Genomic DNA, 24,561 nt, shown 5'->3' with positions numbered 1-24,561 from the left:
CAGCCCCGCCAGGCTGCTGTTGCCGCGAGTGACACGGCCGCCACCGGGTGGCTTACAGTGCGGCCATCGTTTTTTCTCTTCTCTTTTTCGACCCCGACCATGACCACCCTCGGCACCCCTCTTTCCCCTTCCGCCACCCGCGTGATGCTGCTCGGCTCCGGCGAGCTCGGCAAGGAGGTGCTGATCGCCCTGCAGCGCCTCGGCGTCGAAACCATCGCGGTCGACCGCTACGAGAACGCGCCCGGCCAGCAGGTGGCGCACCATGCGCGCACCATCACCATGAGCGACCCGGAGCAGCTCAAGGCGCTGATCGAGGCCGAGAAGCCCACCCTCGTGGTGCCCGAGATCGAGGCCATTGCCACGCCGATGCTGCAGCAGCTCGAAGACGCGGGCGTGGTGCGCGTGATTCCCACCGCTCGCGCCGCGCGCCTCACGATGGACCGCGAAGGCATTCGCCGCCTGGCCGCCGAAACGCTGGGCGTGCCCACCAGCCCCTACAAGTTCTGCGATTCGCTGGCCGAGCTGCAGGCGGCCATCGACGCCGGCATTGGGTACCCCTGCATCGTCAAGCCCGTGATGAGCAGCTCCGGCAAGGGCCAGAGCAAGATCGACGGCCCGGCCGACGTGCAGAAGGCCTGGGACTACGCCATGGCCGGCGGCCGCGTGAGCCACGGGCGAGTGATCGTCGAAGGCTTCATCGACTTCGACTACGAGATCACGCTGCTCACCGTTCGCGCCAAGGACGCGGCCGGCGCGGTGCAGACGCAGTTCTGCGAACCCATCGGCCATGTGCAGGTGAGCGGCGACTATGTCGAAAGCTGGCAGCCGCATCCCATGGCACCTGCCGCGCTGCAGAAGGCGCAGCAGATTGCGCAGGCCGTCACGGCTGACCTCGGCGGCCAGGGCCTCTTCGGCGTCGAGCTGTTCGTGAAGGGCGAAGAGGTCTGGTTCAGCGAAGTGAGCCCGCGTCCGCACGACACCGGCATGGTGACCATGGCCACCCAGTGGCAGAACGAGTTCGAGCTGCATGCGCGCGCGATCCTCGGCTTGCCGGTGGACACCTCGCTCAAGAGCCCGGGCGCGAGCGCGGTGATCTACGGCGGTGTCGACGCCACCGGCATTGCGTTCGACGGCGTGGCCGAGGCGCTGCAGGTGCCCGGCAGCGACATCCGGCTGTTCGGCAAGCCAGAGAGCTTTGCCAAGCGCCGCATGGGCGTGGCCCTCGCGCATGCGGGCGATGTGGACACCGCGCGCGTCAACGCCAAGGAAGCCGCCTCGCGCGTGAAGCCGCGCAAGGCCTGAGCGGCCCGCGCAAGCAGGCAAGCACAGCCAGTTTTCGCAAGCCGGGCCGGAGGCTCGAAGGCATCGTGCACAGGAGACCGGGCGAACACCGCCCGGCCCACCGGAGACACCATGCCGCACCCCCAGGCCCGCGCCCAGTTCGAAAGCGCCCAGCGCACTGCCGCGCAACCCGAAGCATTGCCGAACGCCGGAACGCGCCGGGCGTTCGCATGAGCCTAGGGAAAGTCCCCGCGCAAATGCATGCCGCGCAGCAGGCCCTCGCCGCTACGATCCTGCCAACGCAGCGCTGGCCATTGGCCGGCCGCGGCCCGATGCAGGAGACAGACAGCATGCAGCGATCGAACACGACGTTGCCAGGCAGCGGCGCCGGGCAGCGCGGAGAGCGCCTGATGTGGCTCACGCACCAGCGCGTGTTCTATGCAGGGCTGCTCGGGGCCGCAGCCGAACGCACCATGGGCGGGTACGGCGTGTATGTGTCGCCCGCCGGCGCACCGCCCAACCGCCTGCGCATCGGCGGCGGCGCATGGCAAACGGGCGCGCTGTTCGTGGTGCCCCCGCAGGTGCCGCACCGCGTGGAAAGCGCACACCCGCTCATCTTCAATCTGCTGATCGAATCGGAGTCGGTCGATCCCTCTCGCCTGCCCGGTTACCTGCAGCACTGCGGCCCGGTCGATGCGCCCGTGTTCGTGCAGCGCATGCGCGATGCGCACACCCATCTGCTTGCGCTCTCGGGGCGCCAGAGCTTCGAAGGGCTGGAGTTCGATCGCCTCTTCTTCGGCGAAGACCTGGCGCCGCGCGCACTCGATCCGCGCATCCGCAAGGTCATCGATGCCATCAACGCCGACCCGGCCGCGCCCACTTCGGCCGAAGACTGCGCGGCTTCGGTGCACCTGTCTTTCTCGCGCTTTCTGCACTTGTTCAAGCAGGAGACCGGCACGGCGTTTCGCGCCTTCCGGGCCTGGAAGCGCGCGCGGAGCCTGCTGCGCTACGTGCGCCAGACCAGCACATTGACCGACATTGCGCTGGACACTGGCTACCCCGATTCGACGCACTTCAGCCATTCGATCCGCCAGGTCTACGGGCTCAAGCCCAGCGACATCGTGGCCGGCTCGCGCCGCCTGGCGCTGCACGATGCGGCCGGCGGATACAGGCAGTAGCGCGCAAAAAGAGGCCGCATGCAAATACTCCAGCTCCTGCTGTCGGGCATTGCGCAAGGCTGCATCTATGGGTTGATCGCGCTGGGCTTCGTGCTCATCTACAAGGCGACCGAAACCGTGAGCTTTGCGCAGGGCGACCTGATGATGCTCGGAGCCTTCGGTGCGTTTGCCGGCATGTCGCTGTTCGGCATGCCGTTCTGGCTTGCGGCGGTGCTGGCGCTGGTGGCCATGGCAGCTTTCGGCGTGCTGCTGGAGCTGGTGGTGATTCGTCCCATCCTCGGGCAGCCGCAGTTCTCCATCGTGATGCTGACCATCGGCATTGCGTACGTGGCGCGCGGGCTCATCACCATGGTGCCGGGTATCGGCACCGACACCCACACGCTCGCCGTTCCGTACAAGGACCAGATCTGGAAAGTGGGCGAGTTGGTGGTCAACATGGAGCAGCTCGCCATCATCATTGCCACCGCCATCCTCTGCGGGCTGCTGTTTGCGATGTTCCGCTACAGCAAGCTGGGCATTGCGATGCAGGCCTCTTCGCAGAACCAGCTAGCGGCCTACTACATGGGCATTCCGGTGAAGCGGCTCAACGGATTGGTGTGGGGCCTGGCGGCGGCGGTGGCGGCCATTGCGGGCATGCTGCTCGCGCCCATTACCTTCGTGCACGCGAACATGGGCTTCATCGGGCTCAAGGCTTTTCCGGCCGCGGTGGTGGGCGGATTCGGCAGCCTGCCGGGCGCCATCGTCGGTGGGCTGGTGATCGGCATCGTCGAATCGTTCGCCGGGTTCTACCTGCCCGATGGGTTCAAGGACACGGCACCGTACATCGTCGTGCTGCTGATGCTCATGATCAAGCCCAACGGCCTGTACGGCGAGAAGCTGCGCAAGAAGGTGTAGCCCGATATGCGCTTCATCTTCAAGTCCAGCTACGACCAGGACATCCGCCTTGCGCGGCACGGCGGCCATGTGTTCTGGTACGGCCTGCTCGTCGCTTTCCTTGTCGTTGCGCCGTGGGCCATCGACGAGTACTGGCTCGCGCAGCTGACTTTCGTGCTGATCTACGGCATCGTCGGATTGGGCCTGATGCTGCTCGCCGGCTTCACAGGGCAGTTCTCCATCGGGCATGCGGCGTTCCTCGGGGCGGGTGCGTACACGCAAGGCGTGCTGACCAACATGGGCGTGCCGTTCCCCATTGCGCTGCTCGCGGCCGCAGCGCTCTCGGCGGGGGTTGGCGTGGTGGTGGCCTTGCCGGCGTTGCGGGTGAAGGGCATCTACCTTGGCATCGCGACGCTGTCGTTCGGCTTCATCGTCGAGGAAGTGTTCGCGCGCTGGGAGAGCGTGACCGGCGGCAACGCGGGTCTGCATGTGAAGTCGCCGCAGCTCTTCGGCTGGTCGCTCGGGTCGGGCAACGGCTTCTACTTTCTGTGCCTGGTGGTGGCGGTGCTCAGCACGCTGGGCATCCTGAACCTGCTGCGCTCGCCGACCGGGCGCGCCTTCGTTGCCATTCGCGATTCGGAAATCTCGGCGCAGAGCATGGGCATTCACCTGGCGCGCTACAAGACGATGTCGTTCGCGATTTCGGCCGCGCTCGCGGGACTGGGCGGTGCGCTGTATGCGCACAAGCTGAGCTTCATCTCGCCGGACCAGTTCAACATCCTGCAGTCGATCGACTTGCTGCTGATGGTGGTGATCGGTGGCCTGGGCTCGGTGCATGGTGCGTTCCTGGGCGCGATCTTCCTGATTGCGATGCCGCAGCTGATCTCGATGGGCAAGGACTGGCTGCCGGCCGTGGTCGGCCAGGCGCCGGGACTGCAGGGGCTGGTGTACGGCGTGGTGCTGATCGCGTTTGTGCTGTTCGAGCCGTTGGGCCTGTATGGCCGGTGGCTGAAGATCCGCACCTGGCTGCAGCTCTTTCCGTTCTACCGCCGGGGCTTGTTCAAGCGGCAGAAGTCGTTCACCAAATCGGACCGGTTGAGATGAGCGGCGACATCCTTCTCTCCGCCAAGGACCTGAGCGTGCGCTTCGGCGGCGTGCTCGCGGTCAACAAGGTGAGCTTCGACGTGCGGCGAGGCGAGGTGTTCACCTTGATCGGCCCGAACGGCGCGGGCAAGACGACGGTGTTCAACCTGATCAGCCGCATCTACACGCCGACCATGGGCGAGATCAGATGGAATGGCGAGGCCTCGGGCCCGCTCGCGTTGACGCAGCAGGCACCGCACGCGATTGCGGGGCTGGGCATTGCGCGCACGTTCCAGAACATCGAACTCTTCGAGCATGCGACTGTCTTGCACAACCTGCTGATCGGCCGTCACACGCACCGGCAGACGGGGTTCTGGAGCGAGGTTTTCTTTACGCCCGCCACGCGACGTGCCGAAATTGCGGCGCGCGAAAAGGCCGAGCAGGTGATCGACCTGCTGGACTTGCAGCATCACCGCGATTCGATGGTCGCCGGTTTGCCTTACGGCGTGCGCAAGGTGGTGGAGCTGGCGCGCGCACTGTGCACCGAGCCGAAGCTGCTGTTGCTCGATGAGCCGTCTTCAGGGCTCAACGTGGAAGAGACAGCCGACATGGCGTTCTGGATTCAGGACATTCAGCATGAGCTGGGTGTTTCGGTGCTGATGGTGGAGCACGACATGTCTTTGGTGTCGAAGGTCTCGGACCGTGTGCTTGCCATGAACATGGGCGAGGTGCTGGCTACGGGCACGCCGCGCGAGGTGCAGGCTGATTCGCGCGTTGTCGAAGCCTATCTTGGGACTGTGGATGATGTGAGCAGCTTGAGGAGGGTGGCGGTATGAACGCCTTGTTCGCTGCTTCGTTGGAGACGCCCGGTATGCGGTACGGCGCGAGCGCCCCCACTATGCCGGCCGCTTCGCGGCTCCCCTGCGGTGCTCGCGTTTCGCGGGGTCTCGCAGAACTCGCTTCGCTCAAACAGCTGCGAGCCCTTGTCCGCGAAACGCTGCGCTCCTCGGCGGCACAGAGGGGCCGCCCGCCCCGCACCGCACACCGGGCTTGGGAGTGGAGGAACCACCCTGAGCGTGCCCACGGCGTTGGGGCCCCTGCCGCGGGCGGGCCGTTGAGGCGCCGCCGAGCAGCGGAGCGACAGGCGGATCAGGGCTCGCAGCTGTTTGAGCGAAGCGAGTTCTGCGAGACCCCGCCTGTCGTGAGCAGCGCAGGGCAGCCCGAAGGGCCGGTGACGTCGGCCCGACCGGGGCAGGGGCCCCAACGCCGCCCCCCATCCGAAGCAAACGAGGCGACGCAATGACCGACGTCGTACTCCAGCTGCTAAACGTCGAAAGCGCCTACGGCCCCATCAAGGCCATCCGTGGCGTGAGCCTGAAAGTCAGGCAAGGCGAGATCGTGACTGTCCTGGGATCGAATGGCGCAGGAAAAACGACCATCCTGAAAACGATCTCAGGAATCATCGATCCCAGAAAAGGCAGCATCGAATTCCAGGGCAAGGACATCACCGCCAAGGACCCAGCCCACATCGTGCAGCAGGGCCTGAGCCACGTGCCCGAAGGCCGCGAAGTGTTTCCGCTTCTTTCGGTGAAGGACAACCTGCTGATGGGGGCCTACACCCGCAAGGACCGCGACGGCGTGGCGCGGGACATGGAGAGTGTCTACACCTACTTTCCCATCCTGCGAGAACGTGCCACGCAGGACGCCGGCCTGCTCTCCGGCGGCCAGCAGCAGATGCTCGCCATCTCGCGCGCCATCATGGCCGCGCCGCACCTCATCCTGCTCGATGAACCCAGCCTTGGCCTCAGCCCCAAGCTGACGAAAGAGATCTTCGAGATCGTCGTACGCATCAATCGCGAACGCGGCACCACCATCTTGCTGGTCGAACAGAACGCCAACATGGCGCTCAACGCCTCCGACCATGGCTACGTGCTTGAGAACGGCCGCATCGTCATGGAAGACACCTGCGAGCGCCTGCGCGAGAAAGAGGACATCAAGGAGTTTTACCTCGGTGTCAAGGACGACGGCGTGCGCGGCGAGCGGCGCTGGAAAAAGAAAAAGACCTGGAGATGAGCGAGATGAGCACCCTTGCCTTGCGCGCTCCAGCCGGCCTCTGGGACCTGGCTCACCTGCAGCCGAAGCCCGGCATCGTGGTGCCCGGCGAGACCATTCCCGCCGTGTTCTGGAAGGCCGTGGAACTGCGTGCCGACAAGGTGTGGATGCGGCAGAAGGAATTCGGCATCTGGCGCGCCTGGACCTGGCGGCAAACCGCCGATGCGGTGCGCGAGATTGCGGGTGGGCTGCTGGCGCTCGGCTTTGGCCAAGGGGAGTGCGCTTCGATCCTCGCCAACACCGTCATCGAATGGGTGCTGTGCGATGTTGCCGTGCTCAGCTGCGGCGGTGTGTCCAACGGCATCTACCCCACCGACGCGGCTTCGCAGGTGCACTATCTTTGCGAAGACTCCCGCACCACGGTGCTCTTCGTGGAAGACGACGAGCAGCTGGACAAGGCGCTCGAAGTGCGTGCGCGGTTGCCGATGCTGCGCAAGATTGTCGTGTTCGACATGGAGGGCCTGCGCGACCTCGACGACCCGGGCGTCATCAGCCTTGACGCTTTGCGCCTGCTCGGCCGTGAATACCTGCAGGCCCATCCGCAGGCGCTGGAGCAGCGCATTGCCGCCTGCCGGCCCGAAGACCTGGCCATCCTCGTCTACACCTCGGGCACCACCGGCAAACCCAAGGGCGCCATGCACAGCCACCACGGGCTGGTGTACACCATGCGCGGCTACAACTCCCTGCTGGCGCAGGGCGAGGGTGACGAGCGCATGTGCTTTCTGCCGCTGTGCCACATCGCCGAGCGCATGGGCGGCGAATACTTCGCGATGTACACCGGCTCGATTCTCAACTTCGTCGAGAACCCGGAGACGGTGCCCGAGAACGTGCGCGAGATCTCGCCCACCGTGTTCACCGCCGTGCCGCGCGTGTGGGAAAAGTTCTATTCGGGCGTGATGATCGCGCTGAAGGAAGCGAGCCGGCTGCAGCAGGCCGCCTACGGCTGGAGTATTGGCGTGGGCCAGCAGATAGCCGAGCGCGTGCTGCAGGGCCAGCCGGTGGGCGCGGGGCTGCGCCTCAAGTTCCGCGTGGCGCGCTGGCTGGCGCTCAACAACGTGCGCAAGCTCATCGGGATTCACCGCGCGCGGTTCCTCGTGACCGGTGCGGCGCCGATTTCGCCCGATCTCGTGCGCTGGTACCTCGCGCTGGGCGTGCCCATGCTGGAGGTATGGGGCATGACGGAATCGTGCGGCGCCTCCACGGGCGTGCCGCCGTCGCGGATCATGCCGGGCTCGATCGGGCCGGCCACCAGCTACAACGAGGTTCGCCTCGATCCGCAAACCGGCGAAATCCTGGTGCGCGGCCCCAATGTCTTCATGGGGTACCTCAACCTGCCGGAGAAAACCGCCGAAACCATCGACGCCGACGGCTGGCTGCACACCGGCGACGTGGGAACAGTCGACGCGGGAGGGTATTTCCGCATCACCGACCGCATGAAGGACATCATCATCACGGCAGGTGGAAAGAACATCACGCCGAGCGAGCTGGAGAACGAGCTCAAGTTCAGCCCCTACATCACCGACGCAGTGGTGATCGGCGACAAGAAGCCCTACCTGACGGTGATCGTCATGATCGATCAGGAGAACGTCGAGAAGTTTGCGCAGGACCACGATGTGCCGTTCAGCAACTACGAAAGCCTGACGCGTGCGCAAGAGGTGCTGGACCTGATCCAGGGCGAGATCGATCGCGTCAACGCGAAGTTTGCGCGGGTCGAGCAGATCAAGAAGTTCTTCCTGCTCGAAACGCAGTTGAGTGCCGAGGACGAAGAGCTCACGCCGACGATGAAGCTCAAGCGGAAACTGGTGCAGGCCAAGTACGCCGAGCGCATCGAGGCGATGTATCGCTGATTCGTTTTTTGTCAACCCGAGGAGACAACCCCATGAAGCTCAAGACAGTGACGACTCTGGCCGTGCTGGGCCTGATCGCGACGTTCGCGTCCGCGCAGCAACAGGGCGTGAGCAAGGACGAGATCCGGATCGGCACGATCCAGGACTTGTCGGGGCCGCTCGCGGGCTTCGGCAAGCAGGCGCGCAACGGCATGCAGCTGCGCGTGGACGAACTCAACGAGCAGGGCAACATCAATGGCCGCAAGCTCAAGCTCTTTGTCGAAGATTCGGGCTACGACCCGAAGAAGGCCGTGCTCGCGGCGCAGAAGCTGGTCAACCAGGAAAAGATCTTCATCATGGCCGGCCACATCGGCACAGCGCAGAACATGGCGGCCATGCCGGTGCAGTTCGAGAAGAACATCGTCAACTTCATGCCCATTACCGCGGCGCGCGAAATGTACGACCCGCTGCACCGGCTCAAGTATTCGTTCGCTGCCACCTACTACGACCAGATCCGCCTCGCCTTGCCGAAGATGATCAAGGAGAAGGGCGCCAAGAAGGTCTGCACCATCTACCAGGACGACGAGTTCGGGCTCGAGGTGCAGCGCGGCGCCGAGGCGGGCCTGAAAACGGCGGGAATGGAACTGGCGGAGAAAACCTCGTTCAAGCGCGGCGCCACCGACTTCAGCTCGCAGGTTGCCAAGATGAAGGCCGCCAACTGCGACCTGGTGGTGCTCGGCACCATCATCCGCGAGACCATCGGCACCGTGGGCGAGGCGCGCAAGACCGGCTTCAACCCGACCTTCCTGGGTTCGAGCGCGGCGTATACCGACCTGATTCACAAGCTGGGCGGCAAGGCGATGGACGGCATCTACGCCACCATGACGGTGCAGAACCCGTACACCGACGAGCAGTCGCAGCCGCTGCGCTTCTGGGCCAACAAGTACAAGACCAAGTTCAACGAAGACCCGACGGTGTTCTCGGTGTATGGCTACGTGATCATCGATTCGTTCATCAAGGCGGCGCAAAAGGCCGGCCCCGGCCTTTCGACCGACAGCTTCATCAAGGCCATGGACAGCATGACCTTCGAGCCCGACATGTTCGGCAGCGCGAAGAGCACCTACACCGCCACCAAGCGCCTGGGCAACGACCAATCGCGGTTGTCCCAGATCAAGGACGGGAAATGGGTCGTCGTGTCTGACTATGTGACACCATAACGGGCACCATGCCCAATTACTGGTTGATGAAATCCGAGCCCGACGAGGTCTCGATCGACGACGCGCTCGCCGCGCCCAACGCCACGGTGGCGTGGACCGGCGTGCGCAACTATCAGGCACGCAACTTCATGCGCGACGGCATGAAGGTCGGCGACGGCGTGCTGTTCTATCACTCGAGCTGCCCGGAGCCCGGCATCGCGGGCATTGCGCGCGTGGCCTCGGGCATCAAGCCCGACCCGACACAGTTCGACCCGAAGTCTCCGTACTACGACGCGGCCTCGAAGAAGGAAGACCCGCGCTGGCTGCTGGTCGACGTGCAGGCCGTGCGCAAGACCCGGCTGCTGGCGCTGCCCGAGCTGCGCGCCAAGCCCGAGCTGGGCGAGCTGGTCGTGCTGCGCAAGGGCAACCGGCTGTCGATCACGCCGGTCGATCCCGCGCATTGGCGGGTCATCGAGAAGATGCTGGGCTGAATCGGTCAGCCCACGCGCTGAAGAATGGGAAACAGCTTGCCGAGGCCGTCGGCCATCACCTCCACCGCGAGCGCGGCGAGGATCAGGCCCATGAGCCGGGTCATGATGTTGATGCCGGTCTTGCCCAGCACACGGGCGATCGGCTGTGCAAGCGAAAACGCCAGCGCGGTGGCCAGTGCCACCACCACACCGTAGCCGACCAGCAAGCCGAGCTCCCACAGGTGCTGCGTCTTGTCGGCGTAGATCACCACCGTGGATATGGTGGCCGGCCCGGTGAGCAGCGGAATGGTGAGCGGCACCACCGCGATGGACGCGCCCATGGAGGCCTTTACCTCGGTGGCGCGCAGCTCTTCGACGTTGGTCTTGCTCTCCGCCGGCTTGGCATTGAGCATCGACAGCGAGCTCATGAGCAGCAGCAGGCCGCCGCCCACCTGGAAGCTGGCAATCGAAATGCCGAAGAACGCCAGCAGCTGCAGCCCGATCAGCGCGCTGACCGCAATGACCACGAAGGCGCTGAAGGCCGACATGCGCACCGTGTGCCGCCGCTGCGCATCCGAATACCCCTGTGTGTAGTGGATGAAGAAGGGCACGATGGCCAGCGGGTTGACGATGGCCACCAGCGTGACCAGCGGCTTGATCAGGTCCATCGAGGTGCTCATCGGAAAGCCTCCGCGCTGCGCGCTGCGGTATTCGCCTTGGGAGCGGCCCTGCGGCTCATGCCTACCTTCCTCCCGTGACGTCGAGCAGGGCCATGGTGGTGTAGCTGGCCTCGGCGGACAGCAGCCACAGGATGGCGCCGGCAATTTCTTCGGCGCTGCCGGTGCGCCGCATCGGCACGGTGGGTGCGAGTTCGAAGGCGCGGTCGGGCATGCCGCCCGAGGCGTGGATTTCGGTATCGATCAGGCCCGGGCGCACCGCGTTCACGCGAATGCCCTCGGCGGCGACCTCCTTGGCCAGGCCGATGGTGAAGGTATCGATCGCGCCCTTGCTGGCCGCGTAGTCGACGTATTGGTCGGGTGAACCCAGCCGCGCGGCGCCGCTGGAGATGTTGACAATGGCGCCGCCCGAACCGCCCTGCCGGGTGCTCATGCGCCGGACGGCTTCGCGCGCGCAGATGAAGCTGCCGATCACGTTGATGCGGAACATGCGCTCCAGGCGCGCCACGCTCATTTGCTCGACGCGCGCCTGCACGTCGACCACGCCGGCGTTGTTGACCAGCGCCGTGAGGCGGCCGAGCCTGGCATCGACCTTTTCGAACATGGCCAGCACCTGGGCCTCGTCGCCCACGTCGGCCTGCACGGCCATGGCGGTGCCGCCGCCCGCACGAATGGTGCGCACCACTTCGTCGGCGGCGAGCGAGTTGCTGGCGTAGTTGACTGCCACCGCGTAGCCGCGCTGCGCCGCCAGCAGGGCCGTCGCGGCGCCGATGCCGCGGCTGCCGCCCGTGATCAAGAGCACCTGGTCCAAAACCCACCTCCTGCAGAGAAACTGCGTGTCAGTTAAAACCGTTGGCCTGGATTACATCATCGAGGCTCAGCGCATGAGCGTGAGCGCGGCGCCGGCCGCCCCAAGCAAGCTCGCACCTCAGTGCGAAGCACGGAGGTTATTGAATGCACAAGACGATCGACTACTACTTTGCGCCACAGAGCCCGTGGACCTATCTGGGGCATTCCCGGTTTGCCGCGATCGCCGCGGCCGCGGGCGCCACGGTGCGCGTGCGGCCGATCGACCTGGGCAGCGTGTTCCCGGTGTCGGGCGGGCTGCCGCTGGGCAAGCGCGCGCCGCAGCGCCAGGCGTACCGGCTGGTCGACCTCGCACGCTGTTCGCGCCACCTCGGCCTGCCGCTGAACACCAAGCCGAAGTTCTTCCCGGTGGCCAGCGACGACGCGGCCCGGGTCATCATCGCCGTCGACATGCACGACGGCACCGAGGCCGCCATGCGCATGTGTGCCGCGGTGTTCGCGGCCGTGTGGGTGCAGGAGCGCAACATCGGCGACCCGAAGGTGCTCGATTCGCTGGTCGTCGAATGCGGGCTGTCGCCCAGGCGCGCGGAGCAGTCGCAGAGCCAGGCGGTGCAGGAGCGCTACGAAGCCTATACGCAGGAGGCCATCGACATCCAGGTGTTCGGCGCGCCAAGCTACGTGATCGACGGTGAAATCTTCTGGGGGCAGGACCGCCTCGACTTCGTCGAGCGGGCGCTGCGCGCGTAACCCGGCCTTCTTTTTTCAGTTGCCATCAAGGAGCAAGACATCATGGGTCAATTCATCGATCTGAAAGCCAAGGACGGCTTCACCTTCCCCGCCTACGTGGCCGAACCCGCCGGCAAGCCGCGCGGCGCAGTGGTCGTGGTGCCGGAGATCTTCGGCGTCAACTCGCACATTCGCTCGGTGGCCGACGGCTACGCGGCGGACGGCTACCTTGCGGTGTCGCCCTCGACCTTCCATCGTGTGAAGCCCGGTGTGGAGCTCGGCTACAGCGACGAGGACATGAAGGCCGGCTTCGAACTGAAGACCGCGGTCGAGGCGCTGCCCGCGCCGGGCGTGCTGCAAGACATCGAGGCCGCCGTGGCCTACGCCGCGAAGGCCGGCAAGGTGGGCATCGTCGGTTTTTGCTGGGGCGGCCTGCTGGTCTGGCGCGCCGCCAGCCTGCTCCCCGGGCTTGCCGCCGCAGCCCCGTACTACGGCGGCGGCATGACCACGCCGGAAGAAACCGCGCGCCAGCCCAAGGTGCCGGTGCTGGCGCATTTCGGCAACCAGGACCACTGGATTCCGCTGGACACCATCGAGGCCTTCAAGAAGGCGCACCCCGAGGTGGAAGTGCATGTGTATGAGTCGGGCCACGGGTTCAACTGCGACCAGCGCGGCTCGTACAACGCCGAGGCCGCCAAGCTGGCGCGTGCGCGCACGCTGGAGTTCTTTGCCAAGCACGTCGGCTGAGCGAGCCCGAGCCCGCTCCGGGGCCCAAGCGAAGCCCGGCCCATGCCGGGCTTTCTTATTTTTTCTTTTGCGAGCCGGGCCCCTTGCCGACGCGGGTCTGGAGAAAGTCGAGCAGGGCGCGCAAGGCCGCGCTGTTGTGGCGCCGCTGCAAGTAAGCGGCCGAGAGCCACATGTCCTGCCGCGCATAGCCCTGCAGCACGGGCACCAGTTCGCCTTCGTCGATGTGCGACTGCACGAGGATCGACGGCAGGTAGATCACACCGAAGCCGCGCATCGCAACCCGGATCAGCGGCGCGCCCTCGGTGCAGTCCATGCGGCTTTTCACCGGCACGTCGAGCGGCTGGCCGCCGTCTTCGAAGCGCCAGACCGGCTGGGCGCCCAGCCGTGAGTGCGTGAGCGCGTCGTGCCCGGCCAACTCGCTCGGGTGTTCGGGCTTGCCGTGCTTCTTCCAATACACGGGCGAGGCGCAGACGACCATTTCCATGAGCATCAGCTTGCGCACGATCAGGTTGTCGTCGGTGACGGGGCCGCTGCGAATGTCGACGTCGATGCCTTCCTCGGCGAGATCGACCGCGCGGTTGGTCAGCTGCAGGCTGATGCTCACATCCGGGTAGTAGCGCATGAAGTCGGCCAGGAGGCCTGGAAATTCGCCGTTGCCCATGCCGTGCGGCGCCGAAATGCGCAACCGGCCGCCGGGCTGCGTGGCGCGCTCCTGCAGTTCGGCCTGTGTGAGCTCCACCATTTCGAGCACCGGGGTGCTGCGCTCCAGCAGCAGTTGCCCGGCATCGGTGAGGCTTACGGAACGCGTGGACCGGTTGAGAAGACGCACGCCGAAACGTGTTTCGAGTTCGGCCACATACTTGCTGACGGTGGCTTTCGACATGTCGAGCTTCTTGGCCGCATGCGAAAAGCTGCCGTGCGAAGCAACCTCCCGGAAGGTTCTGATCAGATCGAGACTGTCCATGTCAAAGGCCTATTGTTTCCGTTCCGGGAACGGCATGCGTTGATTTTCCAGCGAACCTGCTGAATCGAGTGCATGCCTTCCGGTTGTCATTGTTTCAATAGAGGAAACACGGTGTCTCTGTTCCACGTGTTTTGCGGCAGCAATTCAGTTGGAAACTCGCCGCACAGGTGAGCAACCAGCGAGCCTGGTGGACGAACCATCCAACGAACACAAGGAACTGAAAATGAAGACCTCGCACATCCTCGCCGCCGCAGCCATCGCCGTGCTGGCCGCCACTGGCGCCCAAGCCGAATCGTACGAAGGCGTGAACACCGCCGTCTCGACCAAGAGCCGTGACGAAGTGAACGCCGAAGCCGTGCGCACCGCAGCGGCTCCGAACCAGAACGTGACCCGCGGCTCGCGCGGCCCGGAAACCGTTGCCGTGTCGAAGGACCGCGCACTCGTCGAAGCCGAAGCGATTCGCACCGCCTACGCTCCCGACCAGAACGTGACCGGCGGCTCGCGCGTCAACAGCAAGGTCATCTCGACGATGCCCCACCCCATGGACGCACGCGTTCAAGCCCAGCAAGGCTCGGGCGCCGTCGCCAAGTAAGCCAGGCGAATTTGCGGCCCTTGCGGCCAGCAATCAAAAAGGCCACGCAACTGCGTGGCCTTTTGCTTTGGAGAACGGGTATCGCGCGCGGCGCTCAACGCGTGCGCGCAAGGTAGCGCTTGCGCCAGAACACCACGACCAGCACCAGCGCGATGACCAGCATCGCGCCCATCGCAATCCAGAACCCGTCCGCCTTGTGCACCAGCGGAATGAATTCGAAGTTCATGCCGAAGATGCCGGCGATGAGATTGAGCGGCAGGAAAATGGCGGTCAGCGCGGTGAGCACCCGCATGATGTCGTTGGCGCGGTGCCCCTGAACGCTGAAATGCATCTGCACCGCGGTTTCGGCGTTCTGCTCCAGGCGGTGGACGTGATGCACCACGCGTTCGATGTGCTCGAGCACGTCGCGGCTGCGCACCATGATCAGTTCCCGCTCGCGCTGCTCCGCCTCGTTCTTCGGCGACGGCAGCGTCTCCAGCGAATCGATCCAGTCCTGTATGGCGGCGCGCTGGTCCTCGCAGATTTCGTCCAGGTGGTGCAGCGACTGTCGCGCTTCCATCAGCGCGCCCCAGTTGGTGAAGCGGCTGCGCGGATCGATCAGCTCGGTTTGCCAATGGTCGAGCTGGCGCGTGAGCTCGCGGCGCATGTCCAGGTAGCCGTCGACGATCTGGTTGATGACGCGCAGCATCAGGTCGGCGGTGCCAGTGGGTACGCGGGCCGAAGTGGCGCGCACGTCGAGCGCCGGGGCGCCTTTGTCGTCCGGCGACCCCGCGGCCAGCAGGCGGGCGGCAAAAGCGTCGCGCACCGCGCCGTCCTCCGGGTGCACCGACAGCAGCACGCGGTCGAAGAGCGCAAACCCCACCGGCCGGGTGTCGACCCGGCGCAGCACCGGCGGGCCGCGGCGCGACGGCGTGGGAAGGGGCGGCTCGCCGCCCGAGGTGCCCTTGCCGTTGCCCAGCGCCGCCTGGCCCGGGCCGGCCGAAAGGCGCCGAAACACCAGCACGTCGTACTTCGAGGTGTAGTCGTAATGCGAAGGCAACTGGTCGTTGAGCAAGTCGGCCACGTGCAGGTCGACCAGTTGGGTGAGGCAGAGCGACTGCAGGATCTGCTGGACTTCCGCCAGCGACGCGCGAAACTCGTCCCGCGTGAGAGAAATCCAGAGATAGCCCTGTGCAGCGCAGGCGCCCGGCACCGTGAGCGGTGCCAGCGCCGGATGCTCGCTCACTTGGGAGCGGTTGATTTCGAAGATGCGCATGGGCCCGCCCTATTGCTCTCTTTTGGGAAATACCGATCGGCCCGCGCTGCGGGCGCAAGGGTGCGGGAGCTATTGTTTTTGTAGCAAGCGCGCGGCGTCAAGTGCAAAGTAGGTGAGCACGCCATCGGCGCCCGCGCGCTTGAAGGCGAGCAGGCTTTCGAGCACGACCGCGTCGTGGTCGAGCCAGCCGTTCTGTGCGGCGGCCTTGAGCATCGCGTATTCGCCGCTCACCTGGTAGGCGAAGGTGGGCACATGAAACTCGTCTTTCACGCGGCGCACGATGTCCAGGTACGGCATGCCGGGCTTGACCATCACCATGTCGGCGCCTTCGGCAATGTCGAGCGCCACTTCGCGCAGCGCCTCGTCGCTGTTGCCCGGGTCCATCTGGTAGACCTTCTTGTTGCTCTTGCCGAGCGTGGCGGCCGAGCCCACGGCATCGCGAAACGGGCCGTAGAAGGCGCTGGCGTACTTGGCGCTGTAGGCCATGATGCGGGTGTGAACGTCGCCGCGGGCCTCCAGGGCGGTACGGATGGCGCCGATGCGCCCGTCCATCATGTCGCTGGGCGCCACGATGTCGACGCCCGCCTGTGACTGTGTGAGCGCCTGCTTCGTCAAAACTTCAACAGTGGCGTCATTGATGATGTAGCCGGTGTCGTCGAGCAGGCCGTCCTGCCCGTGGCTGGTGTAGGGGTCGAGCGCCACGTCGGTCATCACGCCAAGCTCCGGAAAGCGCGCCTTGAGAGCGGCGACCACACGCGGAATGAGCCCGTCGGGGTTGAACGCCTCGTCGCCGCCGGGCGTCTTGAGGCCCGCATCGATCACCGGAAAAAGCGCCATCACCGGAATGCCGGCTGCCACGCACTGCTCCGCCACGGGCAACAGCAGATCGAGGCTCAGGCGCTCCACGCCCGGCATCGAAGACACGGCGTCGCGCTTTTTTTCACCTTCCTGCACGAACACGGGATAGATGAGGTCGTGCGCCGTCAGCGCGTGCTCCCTGACCAGGTTGCGGGTGAAAGTATCGCGGCGCAAGCGGCGGGGCCGGCCGGCCGGGTACATGGCAAAGGAGGGGGAGGGGCGCGTCATAAGCCGAAAATTGTGCCTGAACCGTCAAACGGCGGCAGGGGGCGGCGTTGGCAGTTGTCCGATAACACGACAAATTGGTAACTCAAAGGTTCTCTTTTTTTCTATAAAAATGTCAAAGAAAGTGGCTGAGTCGCTTGAAACCTTGTTTCGTCTTTGTTAAATTCTGAAGCGGGCGGCTTGCCGCTCCCCGCTTTTCCTCCCTGAGCGGGTGCCTTGATGTGTGACAGCAAAAGGGCTTCCCAGCCCGGCGTGAAGACGTCGGGCTTTTTTTTGCCTGTCGTTGGCATCGGCTCGGCAGGCAAAGGGCGGTGCATGGCGCGGTCGGCCACTAAACTGCCTCCATGCTCTGGGTCAAATCTCTTCACATCGTCTTTATTGCCAGCTGGTTCGCGGGGCTGTTCTACCTCCCGCGGATCTTCGTCAACCTGGCGATGGTGCCGCCAGAGTCCGTCGCAGAGCGTGAGCGCCTGCTGCTGATGGCGCGCAAGCTGTTGCGCTTCACCACTTTCCTGGCCGTGCCGGCGCTGGGCTTCGGTTTGTGGCTTTGGCTGGGCTATGGCATCGGGCGAGGCCCCGGCAATGGCTGGATGCATGCCAAGCTGGCGCTGGTGCTGGTAGCCATCGGCTATCACCATGGCTGCGCGGTGCTGCTGCGGCGTTTCATCGCGGGCGGCAACCGGCGCAATGACCGCTGGTATCGCTGGTTCAATGAACTGCCCGTCCTGCTGCTGCTCGGCATCGTGGTGCTGGTGGTCGTCAAGCCGTTCTGAGCCCGGTGTCCACGGTGGAGAAGCAGCACAAGTCCGCCGCGCTGCCTCTTGCGCTCGCCTATGCGGCGCTGATCGTCTATGCCAGCCTGTATCCGTTTGCCGACTGGCGCGACCAGGGCATCGCGCCCTGGGCGTACCTTTCGGCGTCGTGGCCCAAGTACTGGACGGGTTTCGATTTCGCGGTCAATGTCGCCGGCTACGTCCCGTTCGGCTTCCTGTGTGCGCTGGCCGTGCTGCGTACGCGGCAGGACGCCAGCGGCTGGCGCGCCATGCTGCGCGCCACCGCGGCCGGCGCGGCGCTGGCCTTTGCCATGGAGACGCTGCAAAGCTATCTTCCGGCGCGCATTCCTTCCAATGTGGATCTGGGCCTGAACACCTCCGGCGCTCTTCTGGGCGCCATGCTGGCCGCGGGGCTCGAGCGCCTGGGTGCTGTGGCGCACTGGAGCCGTACGCGCTCGCAGTGGTTCGTCGACGATGCGCGCGGCGCACTGGTACTGCTGGCACTGTGGCCGTTTGCGCTGCTGTTTCCGGCGGCGGTGACGTTCGGGTTGGGGCAGGTGTTCGAGCGGCTGGAGGTCGCAATCTCCGAGTGGCTGCTCGACACGCCTTTCATCGACTGGATGCCGCTGCGCCAATTCGAACTCGAGCCGCTGGTGCCAGCGGCCGAACTGCTGTGCGTGATGCTCGGCGCACTGGTGCCATGCCTGCTGGCTTTCCTGGTAACGCGTACCGTCGCACGGCGCGCCGTGCTGCTGCCGCTCACGCTGCTGGCGGGCATTGGCGCTTCGGCGCTTTCGGCGGCGCTGAGCTATGGGCCCGAGCACGCCTGGGCCTGGCTGGGCCTGCCAGTGCAGGTGGGCATTGCAACGGCTCTTGTTGCAGGCGTGCTGTTGCTGGGCGCGCCGCGCCGGCTGTGCGCGGCCTTGCTGCTGGTGGGGCTCGTCATTCAGTTGAGCTTGCTGAACCAGGCGCCCGAGAGCGCGTATTTCGCGCAGACGCTGGCCACCTGGGAGCAGGGGCGCTTCATCCGCTTTCACGGCCTGGCGCAGTGGCTGGGTTGGCTCTGGCCTTTTGCGGTGCTTGCCTATGTGGTGGCCGCGCTGTCGCGGCGAAGCAAGGCGGCAACCTGAAGCCGCCGGCGGGCGTCACTAAAATCTACCGATGCCCAGTCCCACATCCGCCGCGCCGCGCGGCTACTACGGCCGCCACATCTTCTTTTGCCTGAATGAGCGCAAGAACGGGGAAGACAGCTGCGCCCTGCACAACGCCCAGCAGGGCTTCGACCGCTGCAAGGCCAAGGTCAAGGAAGCGGGGCTGGCCGGGCCGGGCAAGGTGCGGGTCAACAAGGCGGGTTGCCTTGACCGTTGCGCCGGCGGGCCGGTGGCGGTGGTGTACCCGGAAGCGGTCTGGTACACCTTTGTCGATGCCGATGACATCGACGAAATCGTCGAGTCGCATCTGAAGAATGGCGAAGTCGTCGAGCGGCTCTTGCTGCCTCCCGATGTGGGCCGCTGAACTTTTTCGGAAATTCCGCGCTCGTACCGTGCGCCCAGCGCGCCGCAGCCGCGCAGTCCTGAACCTTGCACCATGAACTCCCAGACCGAAAAGATCCGTCTCCAAGGCGCCGCCGGCGTCATCGAGGTCCAGCGCGATCTGCCGGCCGACGCTCCGCGCGGCATTGCGGTCATCGCCCATCCCCATCCGCTGTTCGGCGGCACCATGGACAACAAGGTGGTGCAGACGCTGGCGCGTGCTTTCGTCGCCTGCGGCTGGACGGCGGTGCGCTTCAACTTCCGAGGCGTGGGCGCGAGCGAAGGCGCACACGACGAGGGGCGCGGCGAGTGCGAGGACATGCTCGATGTGGTGAGCCAGTTGGCCGCCGAGGGGCCGTTGGCGATTGCCGGGTTTTCGTTCGGCGCTTTCGTTGCAAGCTGCGCGGCCGAAAAGCTCTGGGCTTCGCGCGACGTGCGGCAACTCGTTCTGGTGGGAACGGCAGCTTCCCGGTTCTCGGTCGCGACGCTGCCGGCCGAGGCGCACGAGCGCACATTGGTGGTTCACGGCGAGGCCGATGACACGGTGCCGCTCGCGGCTGTCATGGACTGGGCACGGCCGCAGTCACTTCCTGTCACGGTTGTCCCCGGGGGCGGCCATTTCTTTCACGGACAATTGCCGCTGCTCAAAAGCTTGGTCGTCCGCCATCTGCGCGCGGGCGCCGCATGAAGCCCTGCGGGCTTGTTTCGTTTTCTCCAATTTTTCCCATGAATCGTTTTCTTGACGCATTTCGCGCGCTGGTGCTCGCCGCCGCCGCATCGGTTTGCACGATTGCCGCCGCCCAGGTGCCGGCACCGCCCGAAATTGCCGCGCGCAGCTACTTGCTGCTCGACGTCACAGCCAACCAGATCCTGGCGCAGAAAGACATCGACAGCCCCGTCGAGCCCGCCTCACTCACCAAGCTGATGTCGGCGTACATCGTGTTCGACGCGCTGCGCGCCAAGAAGATCACGCTGAACCAGACTTTTCCGGTCAGCCAGCGTGCCTGGAAGATGCCCGGCTCGCGCATGTTCATCGATCCCAAGATGCAGGTGCCGGTCGAAGACCTGATCAAGGGGCTGATCGTGCAGTCGGGCAACGATGCCACCGTGGCGCTGGCCGAAGGCGTGGGCGGCACCGTGGAGCACTTCGTCGAGCTCATGAACGCGCAAGCCAAGGCGCTGGGCATGAAGAACACGACCTACAAGAACCCTGAAGGCCTGACCGCGCCCGGCCACACCACCACGGCCCGCGACCTGAGCATCCTGGCAACGCGCCTGGTGCGCGACTTCCCTGAAGAAGCCAAGTACTACGCCATCAAGAAGTACCGTTATCCGGGCACGCCCTCCACCAACGACACCAACCGCAACCTGTTGCTGTTTCGCGACCCGACGGTGGACGGCCTCAAGACCGGCCATACGGACGCGGCCGGCTACTGCATGATTGCCACCGCCAAGCGCGATTTCCCCAACCTGACCGGCGGCCGCCGCCTGCTGTCGATCGTGCTGGGCACCTCGGGCGAGACCGTGCGCGCCAACGAGTCGCAGAAACTGCTGAACTGGGGCTACACGGCGTACGACGCCGTTCGCCTGTTCGACGCCGGCCAGCCGGCCGCCACGCCGGCGGTCTGGAAGGGCAAGGCCAACACCCTCAAGCTCGGCCGCCCCGAAGCCATCGTGGTAGCGGTACCGGCCGGTACCGCCAGCAAGATCAAGACCCAGGTGGCGCGCCCCGAACCGCTGGTGGCGCCGTTCACCAAGTTCCAGCCCGTGGGGTCGCTCAAGGTGACCCTGGACGACCAGCCCCTGGCCGACGTTCCTCTGGTGGCGCTGGAAGGTGTCGAGCAGGCGGGCGTCTTCGGCCGCGCCTGGGACGCCGTGCGGCTCTGGATCAAGTGATTTCGCGCGCCTCCGCGTGCTTCATTTGCCCGTAACGGAGGCGACTGCTATACTCGTGGGCTTTTCGGAATTTTCCGAAGGGTTTCACGTTTTCGTTATTCCCGGCTTCCTTGCCTTGCGTCACGTCAAGGCAAGGGCGGCTTCATAGCCAAAAGCCGGGTTGTTTTGGGACTAATTCATTCATGCCAACCATCAATCAACTGGTGCGTCAGGGTCGAACGGTCGAAAAGATCAATTCGAAGAGCCCTGCCATGCAGAACTCGCCGCAACGCCGCGGTGTCTGCACCCGCGTCTACACCACGACGCCAAAGAAGCCCAACTCGGCGCTTCGTAAAGTTGCCAAGGTCCGTCTGACCAATGGCTTCGAAGTCATTTCCTACATCGGCGGCGAAGGCCACAACCTGCAGGAACACAGCGTCGTGCTGGTTCGCGGCGGTCGTGTCAAGGACTTGCCCGGTGTTCGCTACCACATCGTGCGCGGTTCGCTCGACTTGCAAGGCGTGAAAGACCGCAAGCAGTCGCGCTCCAAGTACGGCGCGAAGCGTCCCAAGAAGGCTTAAGCCTTCCTGTCGTAAGAAACAAACAAACGGTGTTCGGTTGCCTTGGCGGGCACATCGAACGAAGTGACCCACTGTCGGGTCGAGTAAGTGAGAGTCCGGAATGGCTCTCGCGGTGCCGGAAACGGTGCCAACTGAAGCAAAGAGGTTAGTAACATGCCACGTCGTCGCGAAGTCCCCAAACGTGAAATCCTGCCGGATCCCAAGTACGGCAATGTCGAGCTGTCGAAATTCATGAACGTGATCATGGAAGGCGGCAAGAAGGCGATCGCCGAGCGCATCATTTATGGCGCGCTCGACTTCATCGAAAAGAAGAACCCCGACAAGGACCCGCTCGAAGCTTTCACCGTTGCCATCAACAACGTGAAGCCGATGGTCGAAGTCAAGTCGCGCCGCGTGGGCGGTGCCAACTACCAGGTGCCGGTCGAAGTGCGTCCGGTGCGCCGTCTGGCGCTCTCGATGCGCTGGATCAAGGAAGCTGCTCGCAAGCGCGGCGAAAAGTCGATGGCCCTGCGTTTGGCCAACGAGCTGATGGAAGCCACGGAAGGCCGTGGCGGCGCCATGAAGAAGCGCGACGAAGTGCACCGCATGGCAGAAGCCAACCGCGCTTTCAGCCACTTCCGCTTCTAAAAATCAAACTTCGCTTGGGCGTTGGGTATTGAGTGTCGGGCGACGTCGCCCGTGCTCAAGGCCCAGCGCTCAACGCATTTAACCCGAAAGTAAATCATGTCCCGCAAGACCCCCATCGAGCGCTACCGCAACATCGGCATCTCCGCGCACATCGACGCCGGCAAGACCACGACGACCGAGCGCATCCTGTTCTACACCGGTGTGAACCACAAGATCGGTGAAGTGCACGATGGCGCCGCCACGATGGACTGGATGGAGCAAGAGCAAGAGCGTGGCATCACGATCACCTCGGCTGCCACCACCTGCTTCTGGAAGGGCATGGCCGGCAAGTTCGACGAACACCGCATCAACATCATCGATACCCCCGGCCACGTGGACTTCACCATTGAAGTCGAGCGCTCGATGCGCGTGCTGGACGGTGCCGTGATGGTGTATGACGCCGTTGGCGGCGTGCAGCCCCAGTCGGAAACCGTCTGGCGCCAAGCCAACAAGTACAAGGTTCCGCGCCTCGCGTTCGTCAACAAGATGGACCGCACCGGTGCCGACTTCCTGCGCGTGCGCCAGATGATGGTCGACCGCCTGAAGGCCAACCCCGTCGTGATCCAGATCCCGATCGGTGCCGAAGAGCACTTCCAGGGCATCGTCGACCTCGTGAAGATGAAGGCCATCATCTGGGACGAAGACAAGGGCGTGACCTTCACCTACGGTGAAATCCCCGCGAACCTGATCGACGTCTGCAACGAATACCGCGAAAAGCTCGTCGAAGCCGCTGCTGAAGCCAGCGAAGAGCTGATGAACAAGTACCTCGAAGGCAACGAGCTGACCGAGGAAGAAATCAAGAAGGCCCTGCGCCAGCGCACCATCGCCGGCGAAATCCAGCCGATGCTGTGCGGCTCTGCCTTCAAGAACAAGGGCGTGCAGGCCATGCTCGACGCCGTCGTCGAATACATGCCGTCGCCGCTGGACATCCCGCCGGTTGCAGGCCTGGACGAAGACGAAGCGCCCGTGACCCGCAAGGCTGACGACAACGAGAAGTTCTCGGCGCTCGCATTCAAGCTGATGACCGACCCGTTCGTGGGCCAGTTGACCTTCGTGCGCGTCTATTCGGGCGTGCTGACCAAGGGCGACAGCGTCTACAACCCGGTGCGCGGCAAGAAAGAGCGTATTGGCCGTATCGTGCAGATGCACGCGAACAACCGCGAAGAAGTCAACGAAATCCGCGCCGGCGACATCGCCGCATGCGTGGGCCTGAAGGAAGTCACCACGGGCGAAACCCTGTGCGACCCGGCAGCCATCGTGACGCTCGAGCGCATGGTGTTCCCTGAGTCGGTGATCTCGCAGGCCGTCGAGCCCAAGACCAAGGCCGACCAGGAAAAGATGGGCATCGCGCTGCAGCGTCTCGCTCAGGAAGACCCGTCGTTCCGCGTCAAGACCGACGAAGAATCGGGCCAGACCATCATTGCCGGCATGGGCGAGCTCCACCTCGAAATCATCGTGGACCGCATGAAGCGCGAGTTCGGCGTGGAAGCCAACGTGGGCAAGCCGCAAGTGGCCTACCGCGAAACCATCCGCAAGACCGTCGAAGAAGCCGAAGGCAAGTTCGTTCGCCAGTCGGGCGGCAAGGGCCAGTACGGCCACGTCGTGCTCAAGCTCGAGCCGCAGGAAGCCGGCAAGGGCTTCGAATTCGTCGACGCCATCAAGGGCGGTGTGGTTCCTCGCGAATACATTCCCGCGGTGGAAAAGGGCGTTGTGGAAGCGCTGACGCAAGGCGTGCTGGCGGGCTACCCCGTCGTGGACGTCAAGGTCACGCTGCACTTCGGTTCGTACCACGACGTGGACTCGAACGAAATGGCGTTCAAGATGGCCGCGATCTTCGGTTTCAAGGAAGGCGCCCGCAAGGCCAACCCGGTCATCCTCGAGCCGATGATGGCCGTGGAAGTCGAAACGCCCGAAGACTACGCCGGCAACGTGATGGGCGACCTGTCCTCACGCCGCGGCATGGTGCAGGGCATGGACGACATGGTTGGTGGCGGCAAGGCCATCAAGGCCGAAGTGCCGCTGTCGGAAATGTTCGGCTACTCGACCACGCTGCGCTCGATGTCGCAAGGCCGCGCCACGTACACGATGGAGTTCAAGCACTACGCTGAAGCTCCGCGCAACGTTGCCGAAGCCATCGTGGCTGCTCGCGCTAAGTAAGTTTTCAAGAACGTCGGGTGGCGCACGGCGCCGCCCAACTTGTCTGCGATCCGGTGCCGCCCTGTTCCCGTGCGGGGCGAACCAGCAATCGGATGCAGACATAAAAC

26 protein-coding genes are annotated in these 24,561 nt (G+C 64.8%); 20 read left to right on the top strand and 6 right to left on the bottom strand.

Annotation, left to right across the window (positions count from 1 at the left end; translation table 11 throughout):
- Nucleotides 1-99: 99 nt before the first annotated feature.
- The 9 genes from purT (at nucleotide 100) to M0765_RS06800 (ending at nucleotide 10,040) form a co-directional block, all read left to right on the top strand.
- Nucleotides 100-1,302: a formate-dependent phosphoribosylglycinamide formyltransferase gene (gene purT, locus M0765_RS06840; protein ID WP_258502736.1), complete on the top strand. Its 1,203-nt coding sequence runs from the start codon at nucleotides 100-102 to the stop codon at nucleotides 1,300-1,302.
- Nucleotides 1,303-1,631: 329 nt separating this feature from the next.
- The gene (locus M0765_RS06835; protein WP_258502735.1) at nucleotides 1,632-2,459 is read left to right on the top strand and encodes a helix-turn-helix domain-containing protein; all 828 of its coding nucleotides are present in this window, start codon (nucleotides 1,632-1,634) and stop codon (nucleotides 2,457-2,459) included.
- Nucleotides 2,460-2,477: 18 nt separating this feature from the next.
- The gene (locus tag M0765_RS06830) at nucleotides 2,478-3,353 is read left to right on the top strand and encodes a branched-chain amino acid ABC transporter permease (protein WP_258502734.1); all 876 of its coding nucleotides are present in this window, start codon (nucleotides 2,478-2,480) and stop codon (nucleotides 3,351-3,353) included.
- 6 nt (nucleotides 3,354-3,359) lie between these two features.
- On the top strand, nucleotides 3,360-4,436 hold the full coding sequence (locus tag M0765_RS06825) for a branched-chain amino acid ABC transporter permease (protein ID WP_258502733.1): 1,077 nt from the start codon (nucleotides 3,360-3,362) through the stop codon (nucleotides 4,434-4,436).
- Entirely contained in the window at nucleotides 4,433-5,251 is an 819-nt protein-coding gene (locus tag M0765_RS06820; protein WP_258502732.1) for an ABC transporter ATP-binding protein, read from the top strand. Before M0765_RS06825 ends, M0765_RS06820 begins: the two co-directional genes overlap by 4 nt.
- 463 nt (nucleotides 5,252-5,714) lie before the next feature.
- The gene (locus M0765_RS06815; RefSeq protein ID WP_258502731.1) at nucleotides 5,715-6,488 is read left to right on the top strand and encodes an ABC transporter ATP-binding protein; all 774 of its coding nucleotides are present in this window, start codon (nucleotides 5,715-5,717) and stop codon (nucleotides 6,486-6,488) included.
- A gap of 5 nt (nucleotides 6,489-6,493) precedes the next feature.
- Nucleotides 6,494-8,374, top strand: a complete 1,881-nt coding sequence (locus M0765_RS06810) for an AMP-dependent synthetase/ligase (RefSeq protein WP_258502730.1) — start codon at nucleotides 6,494-6,496, stop codon at nucleotides 8,372-8,374.
- A 32-nt stretch (nucleotides 8,375-8,406) separates the two neighbouring features.
- Nucleotides 8,407-9,570: an ABC transporter substrate-binding protein gene (locus M0765_RS06805; protein ID WP_258502729.1), complete on the top strand. Its 1,164-nt coding sequence runs from the start codon at nucleotides 8,407-8,409 to the stop codon at nucleotides 9,568-9,570.
- An 8-nt stretch (nucleotides 9,571-9,578) separates the two neighbouring features.
- Nucleotides 9,579-10,040: an EVE domain-containing protein gene (locus M0765_RS06800; protein WP_258502728.1), complete on the top strand. Its 462-nt coding sequence runs from the start codon at nucleotides 9,579-9,581 to the stop codon at nucleotides 10,038-10,040.
- Nucleotides 10,041-10,045: 5 nt separating this feature from the next.
- Here M0765_RS06800 and M0765_RS06795 read toward each other — a convergent pair whose 3' ends face one another.
- Nucleotides 10,046-10,699 (bottom strand): MarC family protein, encoded by a 654-nt coding sequence (locus M0765_RS06795; RefSeq protein WP_015867683.1) that lies wholly within the window; start codon nucleotides 10,697-10,699, stop codon nucleotides 10,046-10,048.
- A 61-nt stretch (nucleotides 10,700-10,760) separates the two neighbouring features.
- Nucleotides 10,761-11,507 (bottom strand): SDR family oxidoreductase, encoded by a 747-nt coding sequence (locus tag M0765_RS06790; RefSeq protein ID WP_258502727.1) that lies wholly within the window; start codon nucleotides 11,505-11,507, stop codon nucleotides 10,761-10,763.
- Between the two features lie 143 nt (nucleotides 11,508-11,650).
- On the opposite strand from M0765_RS06790, the gene M0765_RS06785 reads away from it, so the two are divergent.
- Both M0765_RS06785 and M0765_RS06780 read left to right on the top strand, forming a co-directional pair.
- Nucleotides 11,651-12,250: a 2-hydroxychromene-2-carboxylate isomerase gene (locus M0765_RS06785; protein ID WP_258502726.1), complete on the top strand. Its 600-nt coding sequence runs from the start codon at nucleotides 11,651-11,653 to the stop codon at nucleotides 12,248-12,250.
- Between the two features lie 42 nt (nucleotides 12,251-12,292).
- Nucleotides 12,293-12,976 (top strand): dienelactone hydrolase family protein, encoded by a 684-nt coding sequence (locus M0765_RS06780; RefSeq protein WP_258502725.1) that lies wholly within the window; start codon nucleotides 12,293-12,295, stop codon nucleotides 12,974-12,976.
- Between the two features lie 55 nt (nucleotides 12,977-13,031).
- Here the strand turns inward: M0765_RS06780 and M0765_RS06775 are convergent, their stop codons facing one another.
- Nucleotides 13,032-13,940, bottom strand: a complete 909-nt coding sequence (locus M0765_RS06775) for a LysR family transcriptional regulator (protein ID WP_258502724.1) — start codon at nucleotides 13,938-13,940, stop codon at nucleotides 13,032-13,034.
- 223 nt (nucleotides 13,941-14,163) lie between these two features.
- On the opposite strand from M0765_RS06775, the gene M0765_RS06770 reads away from it, so the two are divergent.
- Complete coding sequence (locus M0765_RS06770; protein ID WP_258502723.1) at nucleotides 14,164-14,532, top strand: DUF4148 domain-containing protein; 369 nt, start codon at nucleotides 14,164-14,166, stop codon at nucleotides 14,530-14,532.
- Between the two features lie 94 nt (nucleotides 14,533-14,626).
- Here the strand turns inward: M0765_RS06770 and M0765_RS06765 are convergent, their stop codons facing one another.
- The 3 genes from M0765_RS06765 to M0765_RS06755 all read right to left on the bottom strand — a co-directional run bounded on the left by M0765_RS06765 (nucleotide 14,627) and on the right by M0765_RS06755 (nucleotide 17,202).
- Nucleotides 14,627-15,787 carry a magnesium transporter CorA family protein gene (locus M0765_RS06765; RefSeq protein WP_258502722.1) on the bottom strand — a complete coding sequence of 387 codons (1,161 nt, stop codon included), beginning with the start codon at nucleotides 15,785-15,787 and terminating at the stop codon, nucleotides 14,627-14,629.
- A 69-nt stretch (nucleotides 15,788-15,856) separates the two neighbouring features.
- Nucleotides 15,857-16,846: a porphobilinogen synthase gene (gene hemB, locus M0765_RS06760; RefSeq protein WP_443304278.1), complete on the bottom strand. Its 990-nt coding sequence runs from the start codon at nucleotides 16,844-16,846 to the stop codon at nucleotides 15,857-15,859.
- A 128-nt stretch (nucleotides 16,847-16,974) separates the two neighbouring features.
- Entirely contained in the window at nucleotides 16,975-17,202 is a 228-nt protein-coding gene (locus M0765_RS06755; RefSeq protein ID WP_258502720.1) for a hypothetical protein, read from the bottom strand.
- A 12-nt stretch (nucleotides 17,203-17,214) separates the two neighbouring features.
- Here M0765_RS06755 and M0765_RS06750 point away from each other — a divergent pair, with 12 nt between their 5' ends.
- The 8 genes from M0765_RS06750 to fusA all read left to right on the top strand — a co-directional run bounded on the left by M0765_RS06750 (nucleotide 17,215) and on the right by fusA (nucleotide 24,454).
- Nucleotides 17,215-17,643 (top strand): CopD family protein, encoded by a 429-nt coding sequence (locus tag M0765_RS06750; protein ID WP_126749857.1) that lies wholly within the window; start codon nucleotides 17,215-17,217, stop codon nucleotides 17,641-17,643.
- Nucleotides 17,644-17,657: 14 nt separating this feature from the next.
- On the top strand, nucleotides 17,658-18,773 hold the full coding sequence (locus M0765_RS06745) for a VanZ family protein (RefSeq protein ID WP_258508153.1): 1,116 nt from the start codon (nucleotides 17,658-17,660) through the stop codon (nucleotides 18,771-18,773).
- A 31-nt stretch (nucleotides 18,774-18,804) separates the two neighbouring features.
- The gene (locus tag M0765_RS06740) at nucleotides 18,805-19,158 is read left to right on the top strand and encodes a (2Fe-2S) ferredoxin domain-containing protein (protein ID WP_258502717.1); all 354 of its coding nucleotides are present in this window, start codon (nucleotides 18,805-18,807) and stop codon (nucleotides 19,156-19,158) included.
- A 72-nt stretch (nucleotides 19,159-19,230) separates the two neighbouring features.
- Nucleotides 19,231-19,863, top strand: coding sequence for an alpha/beta hydrolase (locus M0765_RS06735; protein ID WP_258502716.1), 633 nt, complete (start codon nucleotides 19,231-19,233; stop codon nucleotides 19,861-19,863).
- A 38-nt stretch (nucleotides 19,864-19,901) separates the two neighbouring features.
- Nucleotides 19,902-21,071 carry a D-alanyl-D-alanine carboxypeptidase family protein gene (locus M0765_RS06730; RefSeq protein WP_258502714.1) on the top strand — a complete coding sequence of 390 codons (1,170 nt, stop codon included), beginning with the start codon at nucleotides 19,902-19,904 and terminating at the stop codon, nucleotides 21,069-21,071.
- Between the two features lie 182 nt (nucleotides 21,072-21,253).
- Complete coding sequence (gene rpsL / locus M0765_RS06725; protein WP_013543948.1) at nucleotides 21,254-21,631, top strand: 30S ribosomal protein S12; 378 nt, start codon at nucleotides 21,254-21,256, stop codon at nucleotides 21,629-21,631.
- 153 nt (nucleotides 21,632-21,784) lie between these two features.
- On the top strand, nucleotides 21,785-22,258 hold the full coding sequence (rpsG, locus tag M0765_RS06720) for a 30S ribosomal protein S7 (protein WP_013543947.1): 474 nt from the start codon (nucleotides 21,785-21,787) through the stop codon (nucleotides 22,256-22,258).
- Between the two features lie 96 nt (nucleotides 22,259-22,354).
- Nucleotides 22,355-24,454 carry an elongation factor G gene (gene fusA / locus M0765_RS06715; protein ID WP_258502710.1) on the top strand — a complete coding sequence of 700 codons (2,100 nt, stop codon included), beginning with the start codon at nucleotides 22,355-22,357 and terminating at the stop codon, nucleotides 24,452-24,454.
- Nucleotides 24,455-24,561: the final 107 nt, after the last annotated feature.

Origin of the sequence: Variovorax sp. S12S4 (genome assembly GCF_023195515.1) — a bacterium.
Lineage (GTDB): Bacteria > Pseudomonadota > Gammaproteobacteria > Burkholderiales > Burkholderiaceae_C > Variovorax.
Note: the sequence above shows the minus strand (reverse complement) of the source record. Positions and strands in the feature narration are given on the sequence as shown.

Coding starts and splice junctions, on each gene's coding strand:
- rpsL (WP_013543948.1), top strand. CDS start 21,254: ATGCCAACCATCAATCAACTGGTGCGTCAGGGTCGAACGGTCGAAAAG.
- M0765_RS06735 (WP_258502716.1), top strand. CDS start 19,231: ATGAACTCCCAGACCGAAAAGATCCGTCTCCAAGGCGCCGCCGGCGTC.
- rpsG (WP_013543947.1), top strand. CDS start 21,785: ATGCCACGTCGTCGCGAAGTCCCCAAACGTGAAATCCTGCCGGATCCC.
- M0765_RS06730 (WP_258502714.1), top strand. CDS start 19,902: ATGAATCGTTTTCTTGACGCATTTCGCGCGCTGGTGCTCGCCGCCGCC.
- M0765_RS06830 (WP_258502734.1), top strand. CDS start 2,478: ATGCAAATACTCCAGCTCCTGCTGTCGGGCATTGCGCAAGGCTGCATC.
- M0765_RS06750 (WP_126749857.1), top strand. CDS start 17,215: ATGCTCTGGGTCAAATCTCTTCACATCGTCTTTATTGCCAGCTGGTTC.
- M0765_RS06770 (WP_258502723.1), top strand. CDS start 14,164: ATGAAGACCTCGCACATCCTCGCCGCCGCAGCCATCGCCGTGCTGGCC.
- M0765_RS06795 (WP_015867683.1), bottom strand. CDS start 10,699: ATGAGCACCTCGATGGACCTGATCAAGCCGCTGGTCACGCTGGTGGCC.
- M0765_RS06810 (WP_258502730.1), top strand. CDS start 6,494: ATGAGCACCCTTGCCTTGCGCGCTCCAGCCGGCCTCTGGGACCTGGCT.
- hemB (WP_443304278.1), bottom strand. CDS start 16,846: ATGTACCCGGCCGGCCGGCCCCGCCGCTTGCGCCGCGATACTTTCACC.
- M0765_RS06815 (WP_258502731.1), top strand. CDS start 5,715: ATGACCGACGTCGTACTCCAGCTGCTAAACGTCGAAAGCGCCTACGGC.
- M0765_RS06800 (WP_258502728.1), top strand. CDS start 9,579: ATGCCCAATTACTGGTTGATGAAATCCGAGCCCGACGAGGTCTCGATC.
- purT (WP_258502736.1), top strand. CDS start 100: ATGACCACCCTCGGCACCCCTCTTTCCCCTTCCGCCACCCGCGTGATG.
- M0765_RS06765 (WP_258502722.1), bottom strand. CDS start 15,787: ATGCGCATCTTCGAAATCAACCGCTCCCAAGTGAGCGAGCATCCGGCG.
- M0765_RS06805 (WP_258502729.1), top strand. CDS start 8,407: ATGAAGCTCAAGACAGTGACGACTCTGGCCGTGCTGGGCCTGATCGCG.
- M0765_RS06835 (WP_258502735.1), top strand. CDS start 1,632: ATGCAGCGATCGAACACGACGTTGCCAGGCAGCGGCGCCGGGCAGCGC.
- M0765_RS06780 (WP_258502725.1), top strand. CDS start 12,293: ATGGGTCAATTCATCGATCTGAAAGCCAAGGACGGCTTCACCTTCCCC.
- fusA (WP_258502710.1), top strand. CDS start 22,355: ATGTCCCGCAAGACCCCCATCGAGCGCTACCGCAACATCGGCATCTCC.
- M0765_RS06785 (WP_258502726.1), top strand. CDS start 11,651: ATGCACAAGACGATCGACTACTACTTTGCGCCACAGAGCCCGTGGACC.
- M0765_RS06820 (WP_258502732.1), top strand. CDS start 4,433: ATGAGCGGCGACATCCTTCTCTCCGCCAAGGACCTGAGCGTGCGCTTC.
- M0765_RS06740 (WP_258502717.1), top strand. CDS start 18,805: ATGCCCAGTCCCACATCCGCCGCGCCGCGCGGCTACTACGGCCGCCAC.
- M0765_RS06775 (WP_258502724.1), bottom strand. CDS start 13,940: ATGGACAGTCTCGATCTGATCAGAACCTTCCGGGAGGTTGCTTCGCAC.
- M0765_RS06825 (WP_258502733.1), top strand. CDS start 3,360: ATGCGCTTCATCTTCAAGTCCAGCTACGACCAGGACATCCGCCTTGCG.